This is a genomic window from Paenibacillus faecalis (genome assembly GCF_900289175.1).
Classification (GTDB): Bacteria; Bacillota; Bacilli; order Paenibacillales; family Paenibacillaceae; genus Paenibacillus_AQ; species Paenibacillus_AQ faecalis.
The window spans coordinates 1,800,894-1,826,739 of sequence record NZ_LT985747.1; the positions used below are offsets into that span (position 1 = coordinate 1,800,894).

Annotated in this window: 20 protein-coding genes; 9 read left to right on the forward strand and 11 right to left on the reverse strand. The window is 47.0% G+C overall.

Annotation, left to right across the window (positions count from 1 at the left end):
* Positions 1-91: 91 nt before the first annotated feature.
* The 5 genes from C8268_RS08735 (at position 92) to C8268_RS08755 (ending at position 5,809) form a co-directional block, all read left to right on the forward strand.
* Positions 92-673, forward strand: coding sequence for a TetR/AcrR family transcriptional regulator (locus C8268_RS08735; protein ID WP_106767303.1), 582 nt, complete (start codon positions 92-94; stop codon positions 671-673).
* Positions 674-707: 34 nt separating this feature from the next.
* Positions 708-1,061 (forward strand): DMT family transporter, encoded by a 354-nt coding sequence (locus tag C8268_RS08740; protein ID WP_106767304.1) that lies wholly within the window; start codon positions 708-710, stop codon positions 1,059-1,061.
* Positions 1,061-1,375 carry a DMT family transporter gene (locus tag C8268_RS08745; protein ID WP_106767305.1) on the forward strand — a complete coding sequence of 105 codons (315 nt, stop codon included), beginning with the start codon at positions 1,061-1,063 and terminating at the stop codon, positions 1,373-1,375. The genes C8268_RS08740 and C8268_RS08745 overlap by 1 nt, the downstream gene beginning before the upstream one ends.
* 167 nt (positions 1,376-1,542) lie before the next feature.
* Entirely contained in the window at positions 1,543-2,493 is a 951-nt protein-coding gene (locus tag C8268_RS08750) for a TetR/AcrR family transcriptional regulator (RefSeq protein ID WP_106767306.1), read from the forward strand.
* Between the two features lie 40 nt (positions 2,494-2,533).
* Entirely contained in the window at positions 2,534-5,809 is a 3,276-nt protein-coding gene (locus C8268_RS08755; RefSeq protein WP_106767307.1) for an efflux RND transporter permease subunit, read from the forward strand.
* Between the two features lie 98 nt (positions 5,810-5,907).
* On the opposite strand, the gene C8268_RS08760 is transcribed toward C8268_RS08755, so the two are convergent.
* On the reverse strand, positions 5,908-6,609 hold the full coding sequence (locus C8268_RS08760) for a TorD/DmsD family molecular chaperone (RefSeq protein ID WP_106767308.1): 702 nt from the start codon (positions 6,607-6,609) through the stop codon (positions 5,908-5,910).
* A gap of 384 nt (positions 6,610-6,993) precedes the next feature.
* Between C8268_RS08760 and moaA the strand changes: the two genes are divergently transcribed.
* Together moaA and C8268_RS08770 are read left to right on the forward strand one after the other, a co-directional pair.
* Entirely contained in the window at positions 6,994-8,007 is a 1,014-nt protein-coding gene (moaA, locus tag C8268_RS08765; protein WP_106767309.1) for a GTP 3',8-cyclase MoaA, read from the forward strand.
* A gap of 330 nt (positions 8,008-8,337) precedes the next feature.
* Positions 8,338-9,576: an MFS transporter gene (locus tag C8268_RS08770; RefSeq protein ID WP_420094237.1), complete on the forward strand. Its 1,239-nt coding sequence runs from the start codon at positions 8,338-8,340 to the stop codon at positions 9,574-9,576.
* Between the two features lie 70 nt (positions 9,577-9,646).
* On the opposite strand, the gene C8268_RS08775 is transcribed toward C8268_RS08770, so the two are convergent.
* Positions 9,647-11,323 carry a glutamine--tRNA ligase/YqeY domain fusion protein gene (locus C8268_RS08775; RefSeq protein WP_234032966.1) on the reverse strand — a complete coding sequence of 559 codons (1,677 nt, stop codon included), beginning with the start codon at positions 11,321-11,323 and terminating at the stop codon, positions 9,647-9,649.
* A gap of 303 nt (positions 11,324-11,626) precedes the next feature.
* On the opposite strand from C8268_RS08775, the gene C8268_RS08780 reads away from it, so the two are divergent.
* Entirely contained in the window at positions 11,627-11,881 is a 255-nt protein-coding gene (locus C8268_RS08780) for a DUF2164 domain-containing protein (protein WP_106767311.1), read from the forward strand.
* A 49-nt stretch (positions 11,882-11,930) separates the two neighbouring features.
* Entirely contained in the window at positions 11,931-12,479 is a 549-nt protein-coding gene (locus C8268_RS08785; RefSeq protein WP_106767312.1) for a GNAT family N-acetyltransferase, read from the forward strand.
* Positions 12,480-12,645: 166 nt separating this feature from the next.
* Here C8268_RS08785 and C8268_RS08790 read toward each other — a convergent pair whose 3' ends face one another.
* The 9 genes from C8268_RS08790 to C8268_RS08830 all read right to left on the reverse strand — a co-directional run bounded on the left by C8268_RS08790 (position 12,646) and on the right by C8268_RS08830 (position 25,654).
* Positions 12,646-13,146: a GNAT family N-acetyltransferase gene (locus tag C8268_RS08790; RefSeq protein ID WP_106769886.1), complete on the reverse strand. Its 501-nt coding sequence runs from the start codon at positions 13,144-13,146 to the stop codon at positions 12,646-12,648.
* A 52-nt stretch (positions 13,147-13,198) separates the two neighbouring features.
* Entirely contained in the window at positions 13,199-16,576 is a 3,378-nt protein-coding gene (locus C8268_RS08795) for a GH36-type glycosyl hydrolase domain-containing protein (RefSeq protein WP_106767313.1), read from the reverse strand.
* A 37-nt stretch (positions 16,577-16,613) separates the two neighbouring features.
* Entirely contained in the window at positions 16,614-18,779 is a 2,166-nt protein-coding gene (locus C8268_RS08800; RefSeq protein WP_106767314.1) for a glycoside hydrolase family 3 N-terminal domain-containing protein, read from the reverse strand.
* Between the two features lie 202 nt (positions 18,780-18,981).
* Complete coding sequence (locus C8268_RS08805; RefSeq protein WP_106767315.1) at positions 18,982-19,743, reverse strand: alpha/beta hydrolase; 762 nt, start codon at positions 19,741-19,743, stop codon at positions 18,982-18,984.
* A 37-nt stretch (positions 19,744-19,780) separates the two neighbouring features.
* Positions 19,781-20,785 carry a LacI family DNA-binding transcriptional regulator gene (locus C8268_RS08810; protein WP_106767316.1) on the reverse strand — a complete coding sequence of 335 codons (1,005 nt, stop codon included), beginning with the start codon at positions 20,783-20,785 and terminating at the stop codon, positions 19,781-19,783.
* A gap of 55 nt (positions 20,786-20,840) precedes the next feature.
* Positions 20,841-21,659, reverse strand: a complete 819-nt coding sequence (locus C8268_RS08815) for a carbohydrate ABC transporter permease (protein ID WP_106767317.1) — start codon at positions 21,657-21,659, stop codon at positions 20,841-20,843.
* Positions 21,660-21,700: 41 nt separating this feature from the next.
* The gene (locus C8268_RS08820) at positions 21,701-22,606 is read right to left on the reverse strand and encodes a carbohydrate ABC transporter permease (protein WP_199794826.1); all 906 of its coding nucleotides are present in this window, start codon (positions 22,604-22,606) and stop codon (positions 21,701-21,703) included.
* A 107-nt stretch (positions 22,607-22,713) separates the two neighbouring features.
* Positions 22,714-23,961 (reverse strand): sugar ABC transporter substrate-binding protein, encoded by a 1,248-nt coding sequence (locus C8268_RS08825; RefSeq protein ID WP_106767319.1) that lies wholly within the window; start codon positions 23,959-23,961, stop codon positions 22,714-22,716.
* 460 nt (positions 23,962-24,421) lie between these two features.
* The gene (locus C8268_RS08830; RefSeq protein ID WP_106767320.1) at positions 24,422-25,654 is read right to left on the reverse strand and encodes an MFS transporter; all 1,233 of its coding nucleotides are present in this window, start codon (positions 25,652-25,654) and stop codon (positions 24,422-24,424) included.
* Positions 25,655-25,846 lie beyond the last annotated feature (192 nt).

The following is a 25,846-nucleotide window of genomic DNA, read 5'->3' on the forward strand; positions in this document are numbered from 1 at the left end:
AATCTTATTTTTTGAATTTCCCTCTTGACATATAGATTTAAATTTGAAAAAATAACCCTAACGACCGTTCGTTAGGGAGGTGAGTAGCGGTATGACTTCGGTGAATATTATGCAGGCGGCGTTAACCCATTTTGCAAGAGACGGCTACGAAGGAGCAACGCTCAAAAATATAGCCGACGATTGCGGTATTAAGAAGCCTTCCATATATTCGCACTTTTCAAGCAAAGAAGACCTGTTTATGCAAGTGCTGAAGACTGTCTTTCAGAAACAAGAACATCAGATTAAACATTATTTCCTGGAACACGAACATCTTCCTCTGGAAGAGCAGCTGAAAGGCTTTCTTACTCGTAGACAGCACGAGTACCTTGGCGATGATGAAGCGAAATTCTTTTTGCGTATGTCCTTCTTCCCTCCAACTGCATTGTATGACGAGGTTATGGGACTCCTTTATCCTTTTCTCGACAGTCAAGAGGATCATCTTTCTCGTCTTTTTGCAGCTGGATGCCCTGTCAAAGGACGAATTGTACGGCATCCCCGGCAAGCTGCCTCCGCCTTTCTGACGCTGATGGACGGAATTAATGTTGAAATACTGTACGGGGGCGAGGAACGTTCATTCCGTAGACTGGAACAGGCTTGGCCCGTGTATTGGGCGGGCGTTGCCAAGGAAAGATAAACATCAAGAATGCGAATGAAGGGAGTATCTGTTCATGAACAGTAATCGTAATTGGTTATACGTTTTATTTGCCGGATTGATCGAGATCGTCTGGGTTATAGGTTTAAGCCGTTCCAATTCCATTTGGGAGTGGCTCGGTACCGGAGTTGCTATTGTTATAAGCTTTTATCTTATCGTCGAGTCTGCTAAACGCCTGCCGGTTGGAACGGTGTATGCAGTCTTTACAGGCATCGGCACAGCCGGAACCGTCACGACTGAAATGCTTATTTTTGGAGAACCGTTTTCAATTGTCAAAATCGCGTTGATCGGCCTTCTGTTATCCGGTGTCATCGGGCTTAAGCTCGTAACCGATGATTCAGCAGGGCAAAGTAAGGAGGTGGCTAACTAATGCATTGGACTGCATTGATATTTGCCGGACTTTTCGAGGTTTCGGGCGTTATTGGCATTAAAGGTGTTTCCCAGCGTAAAGGTTTGGCCTACCTTGCTCTTTTGATCGCCTCCTTTACAGCAAGCTTCTCTCTGCTCTCCTACGCTATGACAGGGATTCCGATGGGAACCGCCTATGCGATCTGGACCGGGACCGGTACGGTGGGCAGCGCGCTGGTAGGTATGTTTGTGTTCGGCGAACCTAAAGAATGGCGCAGAGTGTTGTTTATTTCCATGATTCTCTGTGCTGCTGTAGGCTTGAAAGTATTAACATAATCTACCCCGTTAAAATACAATTTTTCTATATAATTCATGCTCGCCATTTCTCTACTAAATGACCGCTACAGCTAAAGTTGTAACGGTCATTTTTTTTATATATAATTAGTTCTGACTTATGGGTCAATTATAGAACTTCATAGTTCTCAAGAGAGGTGAATAACAGATTGTCGGATAAAGCGGCTGAAAGACGAAAACAGATTTTATTAACCGCCATGCGTCTTTTTTCTACTAAAGGATCTTCCGCCACCTCTATGCAGGAAATTGCAGAAGTATGCGGGATATCGAAAGGGAGTCTTTATCTTCATTTTAAATCTAAAGAGGAATTAGAAAAAAGCATCTATGAACATATCGCCATACGGATTCGGGATGAGGTCGTTAAAGTAGATCAGGAATCCCATCTCGCGCCTAAAGAACAGCTGCGAAAACAAGCTGAAGTGCTTCTCATTCATTTCCTGGAAGTTCGCGAGTTTTTGCTAAAACAATTCCATGATCATTCCAGAACGAGCAAAGCTCCTTTTGATCATGAATGTACCCATCAGGAGATTGGCAAAGCTCTGTATTGGTTCAAAGACAAGCTTGCCTCCGTATATGGTGATGAGATTACGCCTTATACGATGGAAATCGGTATGTTTGTCGGGGGAATGCTCGGATCATACATCCGGTTTTTGTTCATGCCAGGCCTACCGCTGAATGTCAATATTTTAGCCAACCACCTCATTGCCATCCTTGATGACGTTACAGAGAGTCTGTTAAAAAGACGCCCAGACCCTCTTGTACCATTAGAAGCGTGGAGCCGGCTGAAATACATTCCGCCAGAGGATCTCCATTCTTCGCGTCACCCATTGGTGATTATCAAATCGATGAAAACGGCGCTGAAAGAACTTCCCTTGGCACCGGAACTGAGGCGTGATGCTCTGGATTCACTCGATCTGATGGAAAAAGAACTGCTCGCCCTTCATCCCCGTCGGGTCGTTCTGAAAGGCATGCTCTTGAATCTTGAGGGGATTGAAGGCATGGACGAACTGTACGAGGAACTGAATGCGACAATCAGCAGCGTCCTGGATCTGTATCTTTCATCGGATGCAAGGGTTCAGGAAAGCTTTTTAAATAAATAGATATTTTTATTTTATGGGGGAGAGGAGAAACAATCGCCTTATGAAAGGAATAATCCAATTTTCATTGCGCAATAAATTTGCCATCTGGCTGCTGACGATCATTATTGTGATCAGTGGTCTGTACAGCGGGATGACCATGAAACAAGAGACCATCCCTAACATCGACGTTCCCTTTCTGAGCGTTACGGCCGTTTATCCAGGAGCCGCGCCAGAAGGGGTTGTACAGGATGTCACGAAGCCGCTCGAAGCGCGGCTCCGGAATGTAGACGGAGTTAAGACGGTCACTTCCACATCCATGGAGAATGCAGCCAATCTGATCATAGAATTCGATTATGGCGCCGACCTTGACAACGCTACAGCAGCAGTGCGAGAGGCACTCAACGAGGTACAGCTTCCGGAAGATGTGAAGAAACCTCAAATTTCCAAATTCAGCATGAATTCCATGCCGGTCGTATCTTTAAGTATTGCGAACGAAGAAGGAACATCGCTTGATGATCTGACACGGATTACCGAGAACGATGTCGTTCCTGAGCTGGAAGATCTAAACGGCGTTGCTTCCGTGCAGGTTTCCGGTCAATACGTCAATGAGGTACAACTGAAATTTGACTACGAGAAAATGGAAGAGCTCGGCATTACAGAAGATACGGTTAAAGGGATCGTTCAGGGCTCTGCACTATACGCACCGCTCGGGCTGTTTGATATGGAGAAATCCCAAAAAGCCGTTGCCGTTGACGGCGGCATCATCAGTATCGATGATCTAAAAAACATTGCCATTCCCGTCATGCCAAGCAGCGGCACAGAAGCTCAGGGTAGCGGAGCACCTACCGCTGGAGGAGCTCCATCTGCCGCTGAAGGAATGCCGCAGGCTGGGGGCAACAATCCATCGGCTTCCGGAGCTGACAGTACAGCAGCCGGAAATGCCGGGCAACAAGCAGGCCAATCCGCTGCAAACCAGCAAACACCAGGGGCAGGTGCTTCTTCTCAAGCAGGAGCAGGCATGCCAAACGGGCCTGCATCCTTCGGCATCCCAACGGTGAAGCTGAGCGAAATCGCCGATATTGAAGTCGTTGGTAAAGCGGAATCGATCTCCCGAACAAACGGCAAAGAGTCCATCGGTGTTCAGATCATTAAAGCCAATGATGCCAATACCGTGGAAGTCGTAAACCTCGTTAAAGATAAAGCCGAGGAACTGCAAGAGCTATATCCGGGCATGGATATAACGATCATGATGGATCAGGGCAAGCCAATCGAGGACTCCGTTCATACCATGCTCTTTAAGGCAATATATGGAGCGCTGTTCGCTATATTGATTATCATGCTCTTTTTGCGCAACATCCGTTCCACCATCATTTCGGTCATCTCGATTCCTTTATCGCTGCTCATTGCGATACTCTGCCTGCAGCAGTTCGACATCACACTGAACATGATGTCCCTCGGCGCCATGACGGTCGCCATCGGGCGGGTGGTCGATGACTCGATTGTTGTTATCGAGAACATTTACCGGAGATTGTCGCTTTCAAGCGAAAAATTAAAAGGCCGCGAGCTCATCAGTGCAGCAACTCGCGAAATGTCCGTACCGATCATGTCCTCAACGATCGTAACCATCGCTGTATTCCTGCCTCTGGTTATTGTTAGCGGCATGGTTGGAGAACTGTTCATTCCATTCGCGTTAACCATGGTGTTCGCGCTGCTTGCCTCTCTCGTTGTAGCAATCACGCTTGTACCAGCAATGGCACATTCCATGTTCCGCAGTGGACTTAAGAACAAACGTAATCATGATGAAAAGCCGGGCGCTCTTGCCCGCGGATATCAATCTGTACTCAGGTGGTCTCTAAATCATAAACTGATCATCTTTGGCCTTGCTGTTGTTCTTCTTGCCGGAAGCGTGATCCTGGCCAAGTTCGTTGGTGTCAGCTTCCTGCCAGAGCAAGAGGACAAATATGCGATGGTTACTTACTCTCCTGAGCCGGGTGTACGCCTGGAAGATGTAGAAAAGCGTGCTTTGAAAGCTGAGAAATATATTCTGGAACAAGATGGAGTCCAAAGCATGCAGTATTCCATCGGCGGCAGCAACTCAATGGGATTTGGCTCAGCCAATTCAGGACTGTTTTACGTTATGTATGACCCGGACACGAAAAACTTTGAAGATGTGAAGAAGGACTTGGTGGAAGGGCTCGAAAAGCAAGTTCCTGAAGGCGAATGGAACAGTATGGACATGGGCGGTTTTGGCGGAAGCCAGCTGACTGTTAATGTTTTCGGTGATACGCTTGACCAAATCAAGCCTGTAGCTGAAGATGTCAAAAATATGATTAGTGAGGATACTGAAAACTTTGCCAATGCGGAAACAAGCTTGTCTGAAGCGTATGAACAGTACACGCTTGTGGCTGATCAAGAGAAGCTCAGCTCGCTTGGCCTGACTGCCGGACAGTTGGCCATGAAGCTCAGCCCGGTGCGGGAACGCCCGGTATTGACAGAAGTGGAGATCGACGATAAATCATACAAAGTGTATATCGAAGCGGATAGTCAAACGTATAAAAGCATCGAGGACATCCAAAATGAAACCGTCACTTCACCGCTTGGTATAGAGGTTCCAATCAAAGATGTCGCCAAGGTGGAAAAAGGTACATCTCCTGATTCCATTATGCGTATTGACGGCAAGATGGTCGTATCCGTTGATGCGGATATTATTACTGACGACGTCGGTACTGCCTCAAAAAATCTGCAAGCTAAAGTGGATGATATGAAACTTCCGGAAGGCGTATCTGTCAGCTTCGGCGGGGTTACTGAACAGATCAATGAAACGTTTGGACAGCTTGGTCTCGCTATGCTCGCAGCTATCGCCATCGTGTACTTCATTCTTGTTGTCACATTCGGCGGTGCGCTCGCACCATTTGCGATTCTGTTCTCGCTTCCGTTCATCATCATCGGTGTCATTATCGCCCTGCTCATTACAGGGGTAACACTGGACGTATCCGCACTTATGGGTGTGCTGATGCTGATCGGTATCGTTGTAACCAATGCGATCGTACTGATCGACCGTGTTATTCACAAAGAGCGCGAAGGCTTATCTACCCGCGATGCGCTGCTCGAAGCCGGGGCAACACGTCTTCGTCCGATTCTGATGACCGCATTTGCTACGATCGGAGCTCTCATTCCACTCGTACTTGGATGGGAAAACAGCGCTGGTATCATTTCTCGCGGACTCGGCATCACGGTGATCGGCGGCTTGATCAGTTCAACATTGCTTACACTGGTCGTTGTGCCTGTTGTGTACGAGTTCCTGATGAAATTCCGGAAAAATCACATAGAAGATTAAACCGAACACTCCAGCTAATATGTAAATGAAAAGGGCTGCCTTTCCAAGATCAAATTGACCTTGTGAAAGACAGCCCCTCTTTTTTTTATTATGAACCGCTACACCAACACAACTTCACGGAGTGACTCATCTTCCGTCTGACAAGACTGCCTCCAGGTGCGAAGCATAGACAAGTCATATTCCAAAAATTGCTCCAGCATGCTCGAAACCGCCAAGTACAGTGGACTCGTTGTTATAGTACTCAGCACTCTGCACATCTCTGGAGTCCAGGAAAGCAAGTGTTCTTCGAGAAATTTTATCTGTCTATCTATTAGATGAAGCGTCGTGTCCTCACTGTAAGCACAGTTCAGCATACGATCATGCAGTATCGTCATAAATTCAAGCTCGATCGAAATGTGATCGTCAGGCTCTCCGTTAACCTTTTTAAATGCAATGCCAGCAGAAGCATAAAAATCAGACAAATCTTGTTCACGGCAAGAATAAGAAGAATAGCTGGATTCCGCAAACGGTCTCTGTTTCGAGTACTGCTGTAATTTTCGGTACTCTGCTCCTTCTCTTTCGCAAATTCGAACAAGCTCCTCTGGTGAACGGCCGGTTAAATACTGCATCAACTCGCGACCTCCACAGGTCAGTTCCGCCGCTTTACCGATTCCGCTGCTGCGGCTCCAATGTGCAACTAAAGATAGCGTAGGCCAATGGCCTAAAAACTCAGTGAGCAGCTGATAAATCATCCCCCGATTTTCCAGCCACCTGTGACAAACGTCAGGTACCTCCAATGTTCGATCAGATGATATCTCCATGTCGAACCTCCTAATGGTCATCTCTTTGTTGGATGTTGATATCCTTCACATTATATCGTAAAAGATTCTAGGATGGGGTCATTTTATGAAAAAATGATTTCCAAAGTTTCGGAAAATTTCGGAAATCATTATGAAAACTTGCTTGCCATCTATTTGCAGATGGACAGCCTTTCTATTGGCGGCACGCTTTGAAGGGGAGAGTATGTGCCTTTTAGATAAAGTATAACGAAGGTTGAAAACGTTTACTGTGACACAGTTCACAAATCCTTGTATTTTATTGAAATTTTTATTGTTCAAAATTTAATTTATTATCTCCTTCCATTGACTCCCGTTATAGCAATCGCTACAATGTGACCATGTCAAGCTGGAAGGGGGCTAATACTTATGAATGGGAAGGTTGAGCCTTTAACGGACTCCTTTGGACGAATTCATGACTATATTCGAATATCGGTAACGGATCGGTGTAATTTGCGTTGTGTATACTGCATGCCGGAGGAAGGTATGGTATTTCAGCCGCATGATGAGATCATGAGCTACGAAGAGATCGCTGCTGTGCTGAAAGTGCTCGCACCTATGGGCGTAACCAAAGTACGGCTGACCGGCGGTGAACCGCTCGTCCGTAAAGATCTGGAGATATTGGTTTCCATGATTTCAGACATTCAGGGGATTGAAGATATTTCACTGACAACAAACGGACTCCTTCTATCTTCTAAGGCCCGCCTTTTAAAAGAAGCAGGGTTGACCCGAATCAATATCAGCCTTGATTCGCTGCAGAAAGAACGCTACGCCCAGATTACACGGGGTGGAGATGTGCGAAAAGTGCTTGAAGGCATCGAGGCAGCATATGAAGCCGGACTTGATCCCATCAAGCTGAATATGGTTCTGATGAACGGCTTTAACGAAGATGAAATCGAGGACTTTATAGCGCTGACGATCAAGCGTCCGCTGCACGTCCGCTTTATCGAATATATGCCGATCGGGCAGGCTTCAGACGAATGGCGCAAAACATACATCCCGCTCAGTCAGGTGATGGAAGTTTGCCATGAAGCAGGCTGGAGCATCCAGGATGATCAGGGGCCTGCGGGCAACGGTCCTTCCCGCAATATGAAGATCAAAAATGCTGCAGGCACTTTTGGACTCATCCATCCGGTCAGCGACCACTTTTGTGACTCCTGCAACCGATTGCGTCTAACCGCTGACGGACATATTAAAGCATGTCTGTACTGGTCCGATGAATTGAATGTTCGCCGCGTGATCCACGATCCTGAAGCTATAGCTTCCTTGTTCCGAAAAGCGCTTGGCAGCAAGCCGCAAAACCATGAAATGGCACGGGCTCTCGAGAAGAAAGCACAAAGCCATATCCCCACCAGCCGGCGCATGTCACAAATCGGCGGGTAATGACTCAATGAAATCTATCGTAAGCGCTCTGGCCTATATCATTTCTGCTAATGCAACACGTCTGTACAGCCTGTTTTGTTGAAGTTTTTTAGGGTCGTCCTTTTCCTCTCAAATAGATGCTGTCATAAATTTCCCTTCTATATAGTGCTGCTTCGTGCCGTTCTCAGCCATCATCCCTTCCTATATTACACTTCTATTAAAATAGTAATTATATGGATAAAAACTTAGAAGATGGTTTGTATCCCTTTTCAATGCGTGATACATTGAGAGAGGATATTCGGCTTTTATAAGCTGCCTATATGCATTTAGTTTGAAAGGGATGACACCCACTTGCAGGATATGAACAACGAATCATTATCATTGAAGTCACTAAAACTTTTTAATTTTTTCATTTATGGAACCATGGTTATATTCACCGGGTTCTTTCAACTATATTTACAAGATATCGGCATGGACAAGGTGGAGATCGGCAGCCTGATGGCGATCGCGCCTTTCGTCTCCGTTTTTGCCAACCCTTTTTGGGGATATTGGGCTGATCGTTCCCAAAATGTCAAACGCATCCTTCTCATTATGATGATGGGGACTTTATTGCTTGTCCAGTTCGTATTTCAGGCGAGCACATATGCCATGATTTATATGTCGATGATTATATTTTATTTCTTCCAGACACCTATGTTTACTCAGACGAACACACTTATTTTAGGGTATATCGAAGGTACACAGCAAAAGTTCGGCGCTTTCCGTATGTGGGGTTCACTTGGCTGGGCATTGACAGCTATTGTGGCCGGACCTGTCATCGATCGGTTAGGATCAGGACGGATTTCGATGGTCTTTTCCATTATGATGGTTATCGCGATTGTGTTTACCTTGTCCCTTCCGCAAAGTCAGAAGTCGACAGCCTCGGCCACAGTCAACCTGCGCGGGTTTAGCAAGCTGTTTCTGAATCCATATTTCGTTTGCTTTATTCTGCTCGGCATTGTGGTATCCATTCCGAATACGATGAACAATACTTTCATGTCCCTATATATACTTGATCTCGGCGGCACCAAACAGATGGTCGGATTGGCAATTTTCTTCGCCTCTATCTTTGAAGTCGTCATCTTCCTGCTGTTTGATCGTTACCTGAAGCGCAAGATCAACGTTATGATCGCCTGTCTGACCATTGTAAGCTTGCTCTTCTCTTTGCGCTGGCTGCTGATGGCTCAAGCAACGACTCCACTGGAAGTCGTCTTTATCCAGACTCTTCATTTCGTGACTTTCGGCGGTTATTTCTATGTCGGCACCCAGCTGACCATGCTGTTCGTCCCACAGCAGTACCGAGCTTCTGGACAAGCTATCTACACTCTTTCCTGGAGCGGCATTTCCGGTATTATTGGCGGCATCGTCGGCGGCTGGCTGTTCCAAAATTTTGGCGCTCAGACGATGTATCAGATCGGTATGATGCTGGCGCTTGTCGGTGTGCTTGGCTTCGGATGGATGTGGTACATGCTGCGCAAGCAGGAATATACATTAACGTCAGCTCATGAAGCAGATGAGAATATAGGGGAAGAGTTATTCCCGGACAAATAACAAGCACCAAAGAGAATAGAAAAGGCCCGAAAGAATCGCCTCAGGCGACCGCTTTCGGGCCTTTATTTCGTTAAGATTTCGGCAGCTGGAAAGAGCTTTTCAAAGATACAACCCGGTTAAATACCGGACGTCCCGGCTCGGAATACTTATAATCTACGTTAAAGTATCCATGTCGGAAGAACTGAAATTTATCCTGTGGCTTGGCATCTTTCATATTCGGCTCCACAAAACCGTGTGCAATTTGCAATGAATTAGGATTCACATCATCCAGGAACGATTTCTCGGAAGTATCGCCAGCTTCCTCGGATTCTGCTTCTCCTGCAACCATCTGCTTCACTTCCTCATCCGACTCCTCATCCTTGAACAGCGGTTCAAACAATCGGAATTCAGCAGGGACAGCCTGGGTCGCTTCAACCCAGTGAATCGTACCCTTTACTTTGCGGCCTGTAAACCCACTTCCGCTCTTGGTCTCCGGATCATAGGTACACCGAAGCTCAATCACTTTGCCGTTCTCGTCCTTAATGACCTCGTTGCATTTAATAAAGTATGCATGCTTCAAACGAACCTCGTTACCCGGGAACAAACGGAAATACTTTTTCGGCGGATTCTCCATAAAGTCTTCCTGTTCAATATAAATTTCACGGGAGAATGGAATTTGACGCACGCCCATTTCCGGATTTTCACTGTTGTTCTCCGCCTCAAGCCATTCCACTTGTCCTTCCGGATAGTTGGTGATGACAACTTTGATCGGGTCCAGTACAGCCATGGTACGAGGAGCCTTCAACTTTAGATCCTCACGAATAAAATGTTCCAATACCTGGCGATCAACTTGTCCATAAGCTTTCGAAATCCCTGTCTCATATACGAAATTTCGAAGCGCTTCTGGCGTATACCCGAGACGGCGGAGACCGGAAATCGTCGGCATGCGCGGATCGTCCCAGCCATCCACAACCTTCGCATCAACAAGCTGCTTCAGCTTACGCTTGCTCGTTACGGTCTGCGTCACATTCAAACGGCCGAATTCGTACTGGCGCGGAGTGTTCGGCATTTCGCATTCCGCAATAACCCAGTCATAAAATGGACGCTGATCCTCGAACTCCAGCGAGCACAGCGAATGCGTTATGCCCTCAATCGCATCCTCAAGCGGATGTGCAAAAGCATACATCGGGTAAATACACCATTTATCCCCCGTGTTGTGATGATGCGCATGTGAAATACGGTAAATGACCGGATCACGTAGGTTAATATTTGGTGAGGCCATATCGATCTTGGCGCGAAGAACACGCTCTCCGTTAGCGAACTCTCCCGCGCGCATCCGTTCAAACAAATCCAGGTTCTCTTCCACGCTTCGATCACGATAAGGACTATTCTTGCCAGGCTCGGTCAGCGTGCCGCGGTTCGCGCGAATTTCCTCTGGGGATTGATCATCGACATACGCTTTTCCTTTCTTGATTAAAAGGACGGCCCGATTATACATCTCTTCAAAATAATCCGAAGCAAACCGCAGCTGCTCCCAATCGAAACCGAGCCATTTCACATCCTCCTTGATGGCATTGACATATTCCGCATCTTCCTTAACCGGATTCGTATCATCGAAACGAAGGTTCGTCTTGCCGCCAAATTCATCGGCTAATGTGAAATTGATCCAGATCGCCTTGGCATGACCGATATGCAAGTAGCCATTCGGTTCTGGCGGAAATCGGGTAACAACTTCTTTCACTTTGCCCGATTCAAGGTCATCGATCATAATATTTTTTATAAAATTGGAGGGTGTAGCTGGTCGGTTCTCCACGTCAATCAACCTTTCATCCTGTTTATTCTCTCTATTCCTGTATAAACGTGTTTCTCTTAAATATACCTGTTACTCCGCGATTGTTCAAGGAATCTGCAGAGATTCAGCCTCACTTGAGAATTGCCCCTGCCATCTATACTCCCAAAGTTTAATTCTATGTAAAAATAATCGTGTGCTGACTGGCAAAAACAGCTTTGACTAGGTCTTTTTTATAAGGTAGCATGGAAGAAAACAGCATTGAGGAGGTCCGTTTTACCAATGAAGCCGATAAAATTCCCAAAAGAAGAGCGTGAGAGGATCATCCAGCAAATTCAGGATTATTTTGAAGAAGAACACGATGCATCGCTCGGGCATCTGGCTGCGGACAACATGCTGGAGTTTTTCATGACCCGGATCAGTCCATACATATATAACCAAGCCCTGGAGGACTGCAGACAGTTAGTCGCCCAGCGGATGCTCTCCTTGGAGGACGATATTTACGCTCTTGAGCAGCCAGTGGGAACGGTACGCTAGGGATTTATCTGGTGCTTTCGCATATTCTTAAAGACAAAGGAGTTGTATCATGTTTACCTACACCTTGGATGATCATGTGGAACTAAGGCCGCTGGCCCCTGAACATGCCCGTGCCCTCTTTGAACTTACAGACCGATCACGGGACCGTCTTCGCCAGTGGCTTCCATGGGTGGATTCCGTCACGGAAGTGGAACACAGCGCCAACTATATCACAGCAGCCATGAAACAGGCTGCGGATAACGGCGGATTCTCTGCCGGCATTTGGGTAAAAGAAGAGCTGGCAGGTGTAATATCCTATCATGAAATCGATTGGAACAACCGCTCTGTCGGTATCGGTTATTGGCTGGATAAACAGTTTCAAGGACAGGGGATCATGACAAGTGCCTGCCGAGCTTTGACAGACCACGCCCTGATGCGTATGGGTTTGAACCGTGTTGAAATCCGCTGCGCGACGACCAACCGCCGCAGCCGGGCCATTCCGGAGCGACTCGGCTTTGTCCTTGAAGGCGTCATTCGTGAGGCAGAAAAGCTCCCAGCCGGATTTGTCAATCATGCCGTATACGGCATGATTCAAAGCGAATGGAAGAAGATAAGGTAGGGAAGCGCCAAGCATAAACAGCTTTGACGTCTTCTGACGGGCACAGCATACGTTTCGCGTAAAAATATAAGATTAAAGGAAACGTGCCATACTTATACTTTATTAGATTGGTAAATAGCCCGGCAATATGCCGGGCTATTCTCATCATATTTATAAAGGATATATTTCATCTTGATATGAAATAACTCATTAAAATATCGTCCACGTAACGACCATCCACATAAAATTCCTGAGCCAGCCGGCCTTCTTCCTGAAATCCGCAAGCTTTGTAAAAGGCAATAGCTCCAGGGTTACACGAGAGAACCCGCAGTCTGAGCTTGGTCTTGCCTTCCAGCCGGGCCAAGTCCTTTACCGCTTGTATGAGCCGCCTTCCAATCCCGTTTCGTTGATATAAAGGATGTACAGCTATATTCAGCTCATACACATGGCTGTTGCTCTCAAGTCCTGTCGGTGGACAGAATCCAACATATCCGCAGATGACATCCCCGCAGACAGCCACAAGCTGAGTTCCCGGCGGACAATTCAGCAAATAGCTTTCCCTTGAAGTCCAGTGAAGCGGCTCAGGCGCCGTATATCTGTCCCATACAAGTTCGTCCAGCTCCATAAGCTGAGCTGCATCCTTCATTTCGGAGAATCGGATCGTCACGGTTTGTTGACTGATCTTCATCGTCACACCCCTCGTTTCGATAACCATCCCCCTTATTATATCAACTTGTCATTTATTTTTGCGCCGACACACAATATATTTCAACTGTGCAGCCATTTTCGCTATCTTTAGCTAACCGATCAAAGTCAGCTCTTGAAATGCGCATGCCTCCTGCACGGTAACGGTTTTGAAGAGTCTCGGTGTACACCTGCTGCCCGTTAATCGAAACGAACGGTTGATCTGCGCTGTCCACATGGTAGCTGAACGTTACCGGAATACCGGAGAAACGGAAGCGGAACTGAAGACCATCCAGGGATGAAGGCAATACCGGATCAATGATAAGATCTCCTCCCTCTTCACGGATGCCCAGCGCATTAGAGATCAGCTGGTTCATATAGATTCCCGGTCCGCTGGAGTAAATTCTCCATCCGCCTTTTACTGGAACGAGGCCACTGCGCAGTTTTTCAAATGACTCCTGAGCTTCATAACGAGTATTGAACTTCCCATCAGAGCTGCTGAAGTAAGCATTGCTTTGGCGCAGCTCCGCATTTGGCACCACGTCGGTTATGCCAATCGGGTTAATCCGCTCAAGTCCGCTCCATACCTCACTGCTTTTGCCGAGCTTTGCCATCGCTTCGACAAAACGGATATGCGCATGTACATATTGCAAACCAACTTCACGGCCAAAATTCGCCGCCTGCTCGGCCCGCTTAAAGTGGGTGCTAACGCCACCTGTATACTGAGCAGGACGGTTCATCAGTCTTACGCCATCCGGACAGAACAGCTGTTCACGGATGATCTTGTAATGACGCTCCGCCTGTTCCGGTGTCAAGAGCTCGCTGATCATACTGCGCGTCATTGGCAGCAGACGATACTGGATTCCCGTCTCCTGATCGGTCGGGTGAAGAAGAAACTTGCTCTGTTCCGGATCTTCCATATATACAAAACCGGGAATCACTTCCGAATTCAGAATATAACGATTGAAATCACGCTGAATTCCTTCCGTCAGGCTTCGCAAATGCTGAGCCATATCCGGATTTACCCGCTCCATGACGTGCGAGAACTGATTCAAAGTCTGGTATGTCAAGGCGACCGTCCAGCTGCTGACCATATACTTCTTCAACTGGGCATTGGCAGGCTGAAGCGTGTCATCCCAGTCTCCGTCCCCATAAGAAGATAGATGTGTATCATGAAGAAAATGAGTTTGGATATATGCAAGCTGTTTCTTCACATGCTCAAGCACAGTAAACGATTCGTCCGTATAATCAAAGTGATGTCTTCTTGTATAAGGAACTTCTTGCTCCAAGATGCTGTAGTCATGGGTAACTGCCAAATAATCGGCAAGCACCTTCAGCGGCCATACGATAATATCACCATGACTTTCTTCCTGCTGAATATGAGCGTATTTGTCAAACATGAACCACTGCGGCCAGTTTCCTTCATCTTCATACTGGTGAGCGTATACTTCCAATAAAATATTCCGTACCTGCTCATATTGATGTGTGGCCATAAAGTATTCCACCGGTCCCTGACATACATCTCGCGTTCCCCAAGCCGCACCGCCGTATTGCTCCAACCCGTGCGGTACCGAGTAATGAACAAGCATGTTGTGCGTATACCACCAAGCGAGAGCATTCACTTTGAACAGGCTGTCACTTGGACTATCCTTAAAGCTCAGGTTGAATTCATTCATGACAGAAGAATAGAACGCTCGGTAGCTTGATATTTCCTCATCTGCATCGCGCACTTGTAAAGGAGCTTCCGCTTTGTCAAGACTTCCCTGGATCGTCATGGACCAGTCGGCACTTGGACCGAGCTCCAATACCGTTAAAGATGCACTGCCCGGACGTACATAGCTCGCCAGCCGGGTCTCATCCGCAACATCCATATCCGCTCCTGTCACTTGTAGACGATAATGAAGCTCCGGGTAGACGGATGCACTCAGTGAAGTATGATCTGCCCGGAATATGAGGACGCCATCTTCCTGAACCATATGATAAGGAACTTCATATTCATTCACATTCATCGTGTTCTGATGCGTCACCAAATAGCGATAAGGTCTTCCGCTTTCGGAACGAACCTGCAGCGTAACTTCCGGTGCAGACGCAGCTGTAAAGTTTGTAATAATGAACATGTCGCTTTCAGTCTTGTAATACCACCGTACATAGTTGAAACCGATCTCGAACATGGATGGCATGCCCAGCAGACGATATTTCCCGTCGATCTCAATATAGATCCGTTGACCGGATGTTTTATGCACATTCAGCGCATTGCGAGCGTTGCTCATCATTTTATTGAAATTGGTATTACCGATGACGAGCTGGGAATTAAACAGACCGTACATATAAGAGGTTGTTGTAACAACAGGAGTTCTAAACGAGACGTTATTACCGCTCATCAGTATATGGCCATGCGGACGTTCTACACGCAGTTCCTTTTCCTTCAAAACGATATGTTCGTAGGTATCTGTAAAAAATGAGAGCAGCTTCTGCCCGTCGCGCTCCTCCTGACGACGCACCGGAAACAGCACATTTAGCTCCTCTTCCGTCATCGGCAAGGTACGCAGCAGATCCCCCAGATCCCGGGAACGTTCCACCCGCGGAAGCTTCTCGCCAGTAACTGGTGCAGGCATTGTTTCAACCTGCTTCCATGCAGCTTGAAGCTCCTCCTGAAACTCCAGGGAACTGACCGCATCCGGATGATCCTCTTTGTACATTCCATAAAATACGAAGCGGGCTGAACCATCCAGATTTACACATGGGGATTGTAAAGCAGTATAGGCAAACTCATATTGATACACTTCGTTAGCCAAATTCTCCTTATAGAGAGCCTCCGCCTTGTTCGTCTCTTTATAAGAAAGGCCAAAAAACTGGAAACCGTCTGTCGAATAACCGACCGCACGAGTAAGCGAACCTTGCTGCAGGTATGGAAATGCACCTCCCTGCGGCTGATTCTGGCGGGAGCAGATAACGAATCCGCCCTCTTCCTTTTCAAATACGGCATGATCAATATACTGGGACAGATATGCCTCATTGGTTCGGACAGCACCCGGATGTGCGATCCCGATATCCTGCCCGTACATGAGATCGGCCCGAATCCCTTGACCTTGAAGCTCAACATCCCAGAACCATATCCCACGATCTGTCAGTGTGAACAAAACCTTGTAGGCAACACCGCTTGCGTTTCCTTCCCATATCATCTGGTTTTCCGAAACCGTGACCACGCTGTTTGATTGCACACCGAGAAGTGGATAGGCTTCAATGCCGCCCGGGGTATGAATTCTTAAAAACAAGTTGCTGATGGCCCCGTCAATCGAATTGGTAAGCAGCTGGTTGATCATGATGTCGCCGGATGTCGCCTGATAAAGATCACCACTTGGCAAAAATGAAAACATCAACTTACCCGACTGGAGAACTAGTTTAGAATTTCTCTTCTCAATCTTGGCTGTCATCATCTCACGTCCTATCTGTAAAAATACTATCTATATATTATTTCTTGAGTCGAAAACGCCGAATCTCTGTATCCTTACTGCTTCCACCAACCATCACGCAAAACTCTCCTGCATCGCTGCTATAGGTCAAGTCCGAATGGTGATACCGAAGCTGCTCCTCCGTCAGAATAAAAGTGATATCCTGTTGTTCACCCGGCTGAAGCAAAACCTTGCGAAAATCTTTCAGCTCCTGAACTGGCCTTACCACCTCACCGGACATATCCCGGATATACAGCTGCACTACCTCTTCCCCAGCCATTTCTCCAACATTGGTAACAGAGACTGTAATTTCAAGAGGACTCTTTGCTGTCATTTCCTCAGCTGACAACATCATCTTCCCGTATTGAAATTCCGTGTAGCTCAGGCCAAACCCAAACGGAAGCAGCGGCTCGTTTGGAATGTCCAAATATTGCGACACATATCGCTCCTGAGCATCGGGAGCATCCTTCGGACGTCCGGTGTTGAAATGATTGTAGTATACCGGAATCTGACCTACCGAATACGGAAACGACATGCTAAGGCGACCCGATGGGTTTGCTTCTCCTGTCAACAGCTCCGCAATAGCTGCACCGCCTTCACTGCCCGGATACCAGGCTTCCAATACGGCATCCGCCTCGTCCAAAACACCGTGTAAATCCAGCGGTCTGCCGTTGAACAGAACGACAACGATCGGCTTTTGCAGCGGTTTGAGATGCTGAATTAATTCAAGCTGCGGCTCCGGCAGTGTAATGAATGCACGGCTGCCCGCTTCTCCGCTCATCTCGGAATCTTCGCCCAGCGCCAGCACGATTACATCAGCCTCATTGGCAACCTTCAACGCCTCATCGAGCTGCTGCTCGGTCACCGAGGTCACATCACAGCCTTCGGCTGTTAGGAGCATGTCAGAAGCGAGTTTGGAGCGAAGCCCCTGCTCCACGGTTATCGCGTCTTCTTTCGAACCGGTCCATGACCATGGACCAAGAATATCTCCACTTGCGGCGAAAGGACCGATCAGCGCAACGCGCTTCTCAGACTTCAGCGGCAAAACCGAGTTGTTTTTTAATAAAACACAAGACTTGACAGCAGCTTCACGAGCCGCCTGCCGATGCTCATCGCAGAACACAATTTCCTGCTCCAATGCCGGATCAGCTCCCCGCACAGGACGCTCGAACAGCCCTAGCCGTTTTTTCAACGACAGAATACGCAGCACGGCTTCATCTATAAGTCTCTCTTCCACTTTTCCTTCACGTACAAGATCTTGCAGGTGATGAACATAACAAGGCGTCATCATCTCAATGTCCACTCCTGCCAAAATCGCCTTCAGCGCCGCCTCTTCCTCATCTTCAGCAACCCCGTGGGGAATCATCTCTTTAACCGCTCCCCAGTCGGAAATCAACACACCATCAAAGCCCCATTCACCACGCAATAAGTCACGCATCAATCGTTTATTGCCTGTAGCCGGCACGCCGTGGACCGTATTAAAGGACGTCATCACCATCTCACAGCCCTCTTCCAGCGCTGCTTTATATGCAGGCAAGTAGTACTCCCGCAGCTGCCGCTCCGACATATCCACCGTATTGTAATCGCGTCCGCCTTCACCTGCTCCATAAGCGGCAAAATGCTTGACACAAGCCGCCACCCGGTGCACATCACCGCTGAGATCGTCCCCTTGAAATCCCCGAACAAAGGCACGGGCAAATTCACTGTTCAAATAAGGATCTTCTCCGGTAGACTCCATAACTCGGCCCCACCTAGGATCGCGCACCAGATCAACCATCGGCGCAAACGTGACATGAATGCCGGATACGGAAGCTTCACGGGCAGCGATTTTTGCACTCTGCTCTGCAAGCTCCATGTCCCAGGAGCATCCCATAGCTAGCGGCACAGGAAAAATCGTCTTGAACCCATGCACGATGTCTGCCATAAGAAGCAGCGGAATACCTAGTCGATTGCTGCGAAGATGAGCTTCCTGAACAGCGATGGCTTCCTTCGCTCCCGCCAAACCGAGCACAGAGCCAGCATTATGAACGATTTCCTCCGTAATCCCGAGTGATTCCATCGGTCCAGTAATTTGCCCGGATTGTTCAGCTCCCTCAAAAAAAGGAACGGCCAGCTGCATAAGCTGTGCAATTTTTTCTTCCAGCGTCATTCGCTCCACCAGAGAAATCAGTTGTTGATCTGCCATTCCTAAACCTCCTCTTGTCCTTGCACGGACTTACCGTTTACAAATCGAAACGTTTTTATTGTAATCATCCAACTTCAAAAACACGATAAAATTATATACTTATCAAAGAAAAATTCAATATTCAATATCTTTTCCTGCATATGAGAAACCGCCACGAAACAAGCCATAAATCGAAACGTTTCAAAAGATATGCATAAAAAAATTAGGGCAAGGGTAACCAATCCAGCACACGCTTGATTTTACAGTCCCAATATCCCCACTCATGTCCACCCGGCTCTTCCTCATACGTCAGATCAAGCCCCAGTTTCTTGGCATGCTCGCGGAAGGTTTGATTATCTCTGTATAAAAAGTCCTCCGTTCCACAGCATTGATACAATTTCGGTTTAGGCCCTTCATAAGCTGCAAATGTTTCGGCCAGAAACAACAGATCATCCCGGCTCCCTTTCAATCGATCCACACTGCCAAAAAGCGCACGGACTTCATGCTCCTGAAATGCCGGTCCGGCTGCACGACTGGCAAGATCCATACCGCCCGACAGACTTGCACCTGCCGCATAACGCTCCGGAAAACGCATAGCCAACTTGAACGCGCCGTACCCTCCCATCGAGATTCCAGCTACAAAAGTATCCTCTCTTCTATCCGAAATCGGAAAGAATGACTGAACAACCCCGGGAAGTTCTTCACTCAGAAACGTAAAGTATGGTAATCCATTGGCCATATCCATGTAATAGCTTCGTCCAGCCCCTGGCATGACCAATGCGATGCCTTTATGCTCAGCATACCTTTCAATGGATGAGTGACGCCACCACTCCGTATGGTCCGCTCCCCGGCCATGCAGCAAATAAAGCACCGGCAGCTTGGAAGGATAGCTGGATCGCCCTAAGCTGGACTGCGGTAAAAATACGTATATACTCGTAGAAAGCCCCAGAGTCTCCGCATAAAAATCACAAGCTATCCACGCCATACTTCTTCACCTCCTATTCGGCACTTCTTAATGAACGTTATTTCCTAATAACAGAGATGTTTTTCACAGAGCTGCGCTCTACCATTTCCGTTGTCAGCATATACTCCCGTTTTACCTCTTCGCCGCTCAATATCTGAAAAAGCAAATGTGCAGCAAGTGAACCCGCTTCACTCTTCGGTTGACGGATCGTCGTGAGCGGCGGGCTCACATACTCAGCAATCTGAATATCGTCAAAGCCGATCACCGATATATCCTCCGGTACCGATATGCCGCTTTCCTCAAATGCCTTCAGTCCTCCGATCGCCATCTCATCATTACCGTAAAACACCGCTTCTGGAAGAGACCCCTGAACAATCATCATCTTCGTAGCGTTATAGCCGCCTTCGCGCACGAAGTTTCCGCTAAGTCGCCATTTCGACTGCTCTTCCAGTCCAGCCTCCGACAGTGCCCGCAAATACCCTTGATAACGAAGCTGACTGTCATAGGAGTCATTCGGGCCGCTGATATAAGCAATACTTCGATGACCGGATTCAATCAGATAACGAGTCGCTGTATATCCGCCTTGCTCACCATCAACAAGCACATTGACCAAATATTCGCTGGATATTTTCCGATCCATGATAACAATCGGAAAACGAGGGCCAGCGGTCTCGATCAGTACTTCATCACGAATATTAGGCGCGAGTATAATTGCACCATCTGTCCGCTTCTCCCGCAAAAACTTTACTGCCGTGGAATCCCTGCCGCCAACAGAACTACATGCGATCAAGTCATAGCCATTGTCCAGCGCTACCTCCTGCACACTGCGGATAAGCTCTGAGTAATACGGTCCGGAAAGATCGGTCAAAATAAGGGCGATTGTATTTGTGCGGCTCCGTTTCAAATCCATGGCAAAGCCGTTTTTTCGATAATTCAATTGCCTTGCCGCCTCCAGCACCTTTGCTCTTGTCTTGGCGCTCACCCTGCTGTCGCCGCTTAACGCATACGAAGCAGTGGACAATGCAACCCCAGCGAGCTTCGCCACATCTTTTATCGTTGCCATTTTAATCTTCGCTCCTACTGTACTTTCTTTAATTTCAAAAAAACTCTACCTATTTCTATTTCATACCAGAGATCGTATATCCTTCAATGATGTGCTTTTGGAAGAAAGAAAATATAATAATAATCGGAACGACCATAAATGCCGCGCCCGCCATCTGCAATCCATAATCTGTTCCATGCTGCCCCTTCAGAAGCTGCAGGCCGACGGAAAGCGTGTAAAGATCCTGATCGTTCGCCATAATAAGGGGCCACAAAAAGCTGTTCCAGCCGCCGATGAACGTCAATATCCCTTGTACCGCAAATACCGGCTTGGTGATCGGCATAACCAGCTGGAAGAATATCCTTAGTTCCCCTGCCCCATCCAGACGTGCCGCCTCGATCAAGTCCATCGGGATCGTCGTCATAAACTGGCGGAACAGGAAAATACCGAAGGCTCCTACCAAACCCGGCAGCACAATACCTGCCATCGTGTTCGTTAAACCGATACTGTTAATAATCAAGTATACGGGTATCATCGTTACTTGCCCCGGTATCATCATCGTTGCAAGTACAAGATAGAACATTTTTTTATTGCCTGGAAACTCAAACTTGGCAAATGCATACCCCGCAAGCGCGTTAAGGAACAAGCCAATAAATCCGAAAAACACAATAATCAGTGTATTTTTAAAATAAATCAAAAAGTCCAGTCTTACAAACAAATCGACATAATTCTGAATGGTAAACTGCTCCGGAAGGAGCGTCGGCGGAATTGCCGTAAATTCATTTTCCGGCTTGAATGAGGAAGTGATCATCCATATAAATGGAATCATCATTAACAATCCCCCTGCAACGAGCAAAGCCGTCATGAATGCTTTTTCAATTTTTTTAGCTGCCATGCTCTATACCTCCTTCAGTTATACGGGTTTCTCGCTTGAACTTAATACTCTACATCTCTTTTCTTCAAGGCGAATTGTGCGATCGTCGCAATGATAATAATGATGAAGAGCACAAACGATCCTGCGGCCGCATAGCCGAAATTGCTAAGCTGGAAGCCGTTGTTGTATATAAAGAGCGCCATCGACATCGTTTCGTTGAGCGGACCGCCTTTGGTCATGACCAGCGGCTCTTCGAAAAACTGAATCCAGCCGATCAACGTTGTAATCGTAACGAAGAAGGTTGCAAAGCTAAGGAGAGGAACGGTAATGTACATAAGCTTCTGCCGCTTGCTTGCGCCATCGATTTCCGCCGCTTCATAATATGAGCGTGGAATACCCTGCAACGCTGCCAGAAAAATGATCATATTCAAGCCAATCGCTTTCCACACAGCCAGTAATATGAGGGACAGCTTCGCAAGTGCTGGGTCGGTCAGCCACTGCTGCGCCGGAATTCCAAACAGGGACAAAATATAATTAAACAGGCCATAATGGCTGTTATAAAGATAGCCCCAAACGACCGCTACCGCTACGATATTGGTGATAGAAGGCATATAGTATACAATACGGAACGTCTTGAATAGCCATCCCGTACCATAATTAAGAAGCAGCGCAGCGCCCATGGCAAACAGCACGACGAGCGGCACCCCGATGATAACATAGAACAAAGTGTTGTACATAGACTTCAGAAAAACCGGATCTTTAAATATATTCATGTAATTCTCAAATCCAACAGCTTCAATATTCGAATAATTCGCCAGACCGGCAAGGTCGATGTCGGTGAAGCTGATGACAAGCGCAACAAAGATTGGAATAATCGAGAACGTAATAAGCAGCAGCATCGCAGGTGCAACAAACATATATGGATACTTATAGCGGTTAAAACGCTTGATAAAGTTCTGCACTGTCATTCACCTCCTGTTAGTGTATGATTTCAGTCAAACGAAGCTCTTTTCGATGCAGCCAGGCTTGCTTACGTCATTAACGAAGCAAGCCGGGGACTGCATGAAAACTCATATTATTTCGTCAGAATCTCGGTAGCCTTCGTGTTTAACTGATCCATTTCTGTCTTGATGTCAGCACCGCCAACGGTAATTCTTTCAAAAGCACCAATGGCCTCCTGGGAAACAGCGTCCCACTCTTTAATAAATGGAACTGGTCTTGCGCTTTCCAATTGCTCACCAAACGTAGCGATGATCGGATCATCAAATCGTGCATCATCCCATGCACTCTTGACAGCAGGCAGGTTTTTAGACACATCGTAATTCTTCAGCTGCGTTTCTTTTTGACTCATGAAATCGATAAATTTAACGGCCTCTTCCGGGTTCTTCGACGTGCTGAACACGGACATGTTAGCGCCACCAAGGAAGGATGCATTGTTTTCTTTGGCTGGCAGCGTTGCAGTCGCCCACTTTCCTTCGATCTCAGGCGCTTTCTCCTTCACACCCGAAATCATCCAAGGGCCGCTGATAAACATCGGAAACTGTCCATCTTTAAATGCAGCAAACAACTCCAGGTCGCTGTGAAGCGGTGTCAAACCATCGTCATAGAAACTCTTCAAGTATTCCATCGCTCCCATAAACTCCGGTTCATTAAAGCGAGGCGTGCGATCTTTGTCGATGATTTCGCTTCCATTCTGCCAAGCGAACATGGACAGATAGTTCATATCTTTAGCATCAATTGTGATCGCATAGTTGCCTTCTCCTCTGGCTGCAAGCTTCTTGCCCGCATCCTTCATTTCGTCCCAAGTTTTCGGACCTTCAGGATAGCCTACGTCAGCTAAAATATCGGTACGATAGAACAGCACCCGCGTTTCTACATACCAAGGAATACCGACAACCTTGTCATTAAAACTCATCGTCTCTATAGCACCATCAAAGTAATTTTCCGGTTTCAAACTTGGATACTTATCCAGATATGGCGTCAAATCGAGCAAAGCTCCGGCTTCTGCAAATTCTGGAATCCAGGTCGTACCCATCTGTACCACGTCAGGTCCGCTCTTGGATGCGACTGCCGTAAGAAGCTTGTCATGAGCGTTGGCCCAAGGAATAGATTGAACGCTTACCTTAATTCCTGGGTTTTTCTCCTCAAATTCGTTGATCAAGGTTTTGTCTGTCTCATCCCCCATAAGCCAAACCTTCAATTCCTTTGTTCCGCCTTCGCTGTCTCCGCCTGAACTTTCGGATTCATTGGAACCGCATCCGGCCAAAATAACCGAAAATACAAGCAGTGTCGCCAAGATCAGTGATAACGATTTCTTCCTCATTGTACATTCACCCCGTTTTTAATGTTTACTTACCTGTAAAACGAAAATTGAAAGCACTTACTTCGAAACGTTTCGATTTTTTTCGAAAAAATAAAGACATGGAATAATCAATTGATCCAAAGCCCTTTAGTCCAATTATTGCCTGTATCAAGCACCTTAACAAGCTTAAATCGTGTATATAAGTTCGTATGGAAATGATGCTAAATTCTAGTTGTTAGCTTGATTACTTAAATAATTGCATATTATTTTGAAACGTTTCGACAGGTTCATTATAGCTCCCCTTGAGAGCGATTTCAATATTCTTTTTTAAAATATTTTCAGTCTTTTTCTGGCATAACCAGTTCAATCATTTGCACAAAAATCACAAAAAAAGCAGCACGCTTCAAAAACCGCTTGCTGCTTCATAAGCCAGTATATCTTTTCCATAGATTGCTCTCTTATATGAAAATCATTTGTACTTCTACGCAGAAATACTTTCGTGAACGGGAACGCTTTTGCTAAGCTTGGCATGGATAACAAAAGACAAAAAGGACATCACTGCCGTCCCCACGGCCAACCATGCGACTGGTGTCAACCCGCCGCCATCATAAAGCGTACCCATCGCATACGGTCCGATTACCCTACCGGCAGAACCCATACCTCCCGCGACTCCGATATAGAACGGAGCAGCATCTCCCGCACGATCTGCTATAAATGATGGGATCGCTGGCGAGATCAGCATTTCACCGAGTGTTGCCAGCGCCATGGCTAGCACAAAGCCCGGGTAATTGTTCATCAAAACAACGACCATATATGCAGCGATATAAAATACGGCACTGATCGTCATTTGCATCGTTTCGGTACGGGCGAACCAACGCTTGATCCATGTGGTTAATGGCTGGGCAGCGAAGATGAGAATGCCGTTTAGCGTCCATAAATAACTAAATGCTGCCTTGGACATCCCCTCTGAAATGATATGAGGTGATACGCCAGTATTCCATATCGACATCCCGAACCACATAAACAGCGACCCGAATCCCAGGAACAAGTATATCCGAATATTTCCCAAGAGCACCCATGCACCAGGTCCGGCTGGCAGCGGAGTCTTCACTTTCGGACGGTGATCTTCCTTCATAATATCTCCAGGCTGATCAAGCCGGGACAAATAGGATAAGAAGAAAATGGCAAAGCCCATGGAGGTCAATCCGTTCGCCACAAAGCTTAAATGATATGAAATTTCCGCCAGAAACCCGCTCATGGCAGTCCCCAGAGCAATTCCGATATTATTGGCTACATAAATAACGTTAAACAGCTCTCCACGGCGGTCGGAAAACCGAAAGCCGATAAAGGCCTGGATCGCCGGCAAAGATACCGCATTGCAGAAGCCGATAAACAGCATCATGGGAAGCAGCAGCGGCCAGTAACCATTAATAAAGGGCAACGAAAATAAACCGAGTGCATTCAGCAGCAGAGAACCGACAATCAATCTTTTTACACCGATTCGATGATACAGCGCACCACCGAACAATTGTCCGGCTATACCGCCCACAGATTGAAGCAAAATAACAAACCCGGCATCCTGCATACTGCGTCCGAGCTCGTCGAATACATACATCGTTGTTAGCGGCCACATCAATGATCCGCCCGCAGAATTGACAAGGCTTGCGATCAAAAATCCTTTAACTTCTTTGGGATATTGCTGTAATAATTTCATCTGACACTCCCGTTACTCGTCCTGACTTCGAACTTCAGTATTGCTCAATTGAGCGTCTTTTGGCAAGCACTTTTATTGCCGCTTCACCATAACGATGAAAGATCATTAACAAGCATAAAAAAGAAACGCCTTCCTGCCCTGGTTTTAAGGGAGAAGACGTTTTTCCCAAAACACATTGCTCCATCGGATACT

What these genes read in the sequence shown, in the direction of transcription:
- moaA (WP_106767309.1), top strand. Translation starts at nt 6,994, where the DNA reads ATGAATGGGAAGGTTGAGCCTTTAACGGACTCCTTTGGACGAATTCAT.
- C8268_RS08775 (WP_234032966.1), bottom strand. Translation starts at nt 11,323, where the DNA reads ATGATCGATGACCTTGAATCGGGCAAAGTGAAAGAAGTTGTTACCCGA.
- C8268_RS08810 (WP_106767316.1), bottom strand. Translation starts at nt 20,785, where the DNA reads ATGGCAACGATAAAAGATGTGGCGAAGCTCGCTGGGGTTGCATTGTCC.
- C8268_RS08830 (WP_106767320.1), bottom strand. Translation starts at nt 25,654, where the DNA reads ATGAAATTATTACAGCAATATCCCAAAGAAGTTAAAGGATTTTTGATC.
- C8268_RS08735 (WP_106767303.1), top strand. Translation starts at nt 92, where the DNA reads ATGACTTCGGTGAATATTATGCAGGCGGCGTTAACCCATTTTGCAAGA.
- C8268_RS08745 (WP_106767305.1), top strand. Translation starts at nt 1,061, where the DNA reads ATGCATTGGACTGCATTGATATTTGCCGGACTTTTCGAGGTTTCGGGC.
- C8268_RS08760 (WP_106767308.1), bottom strand. Translation starts at nt 6,609, where the DNA reads ATGGAGATATCATCTGATCGAACATTGGAGGTACCTGACGTTTGTCAC.
- C8268_RS08795 (WP_106767313.1), bottom strand. Translation starts at nt 16,576, where the DNA reads ATGACAGCCAAGATTGAGAAGAGAAATTCTAAACTAGTTCTCCAGTCG.
- C8268_RS08800 (WP_106767314.1), bottom strand. Translation starts at nt 18,779, where the DNA reads ATGGCAGATCAACAACTGATTTCTCTGGTGGAGCGAATGACGCTGGAA.
- C8268_RS08780 (WP_106767311.1), top strand. Translation starts at nt 11,627, where the DNA reads ATGAAGCCGATAAAATTCCCAAAAGAAGAGCGTGAGAGGATCATCCAG.
- C8268_RS08805 (WP_106767315.1), bottom strand. Translation starts at nt 19,743, where the DNA reads ATGGCGTGGATAGCTTGTGATTTTTATGCGGAGACTCTGGGGCTTTCT.
- C8268_RS08785 (WP_106767312.1), top strand. Translation starts at nt 11,931, where the DNA reads ATGTTTACCTACACCTTGGATGATCATGTGGAACTAAGGCCGCTGGCC.
- C8268_RS08740 (WP_106767304.1), top strand. Translation starts at nt 708, where the DNA reads ATGAACAGTAATCGTAATTGGTTATACGTTTTATTTGCCGGATTGATC.
- C8268_RS08820 (WP_199794826.1), bottom strand. Translation starts at nt 22,606, where the DNA reads ATGACAGTGCAGAACTTTATCAAGCGTTTTAACCGCTATAAGTATCCA.
- C8268_RS08755 (WP_106767307.1), top strand. Translation starts at nt 2,534, where the DNA reads ATGAAAGGAATAATCCAATTTTCATTGCGCAATAAATTTGCCATCTGG.
- C8268_RS08815 (WP_106767317.1), bottom strand. Translation starts at nt 21,659, where the DNA reads ATGGCAGCTAAAAAAATTGAAAAAGCATTCATGACGGCTTTGCTCGTT.
- C8268_RS08790 (WP_106769886.1), bottom strand. Translation starts at nt 13,146, where the DNA reads ATGAAGATCAGTCAACAAACCGTGACGATCCGATTCTCCGAAATGAAG.
- C8268_RS08825 (WP_106767319.1), bottom strand. Translation starts at nt 23,961, where the DNA reads ATGAGGAAGAAATCGTTATCACTGATCTTGGCGACACTGCTTGTATTT.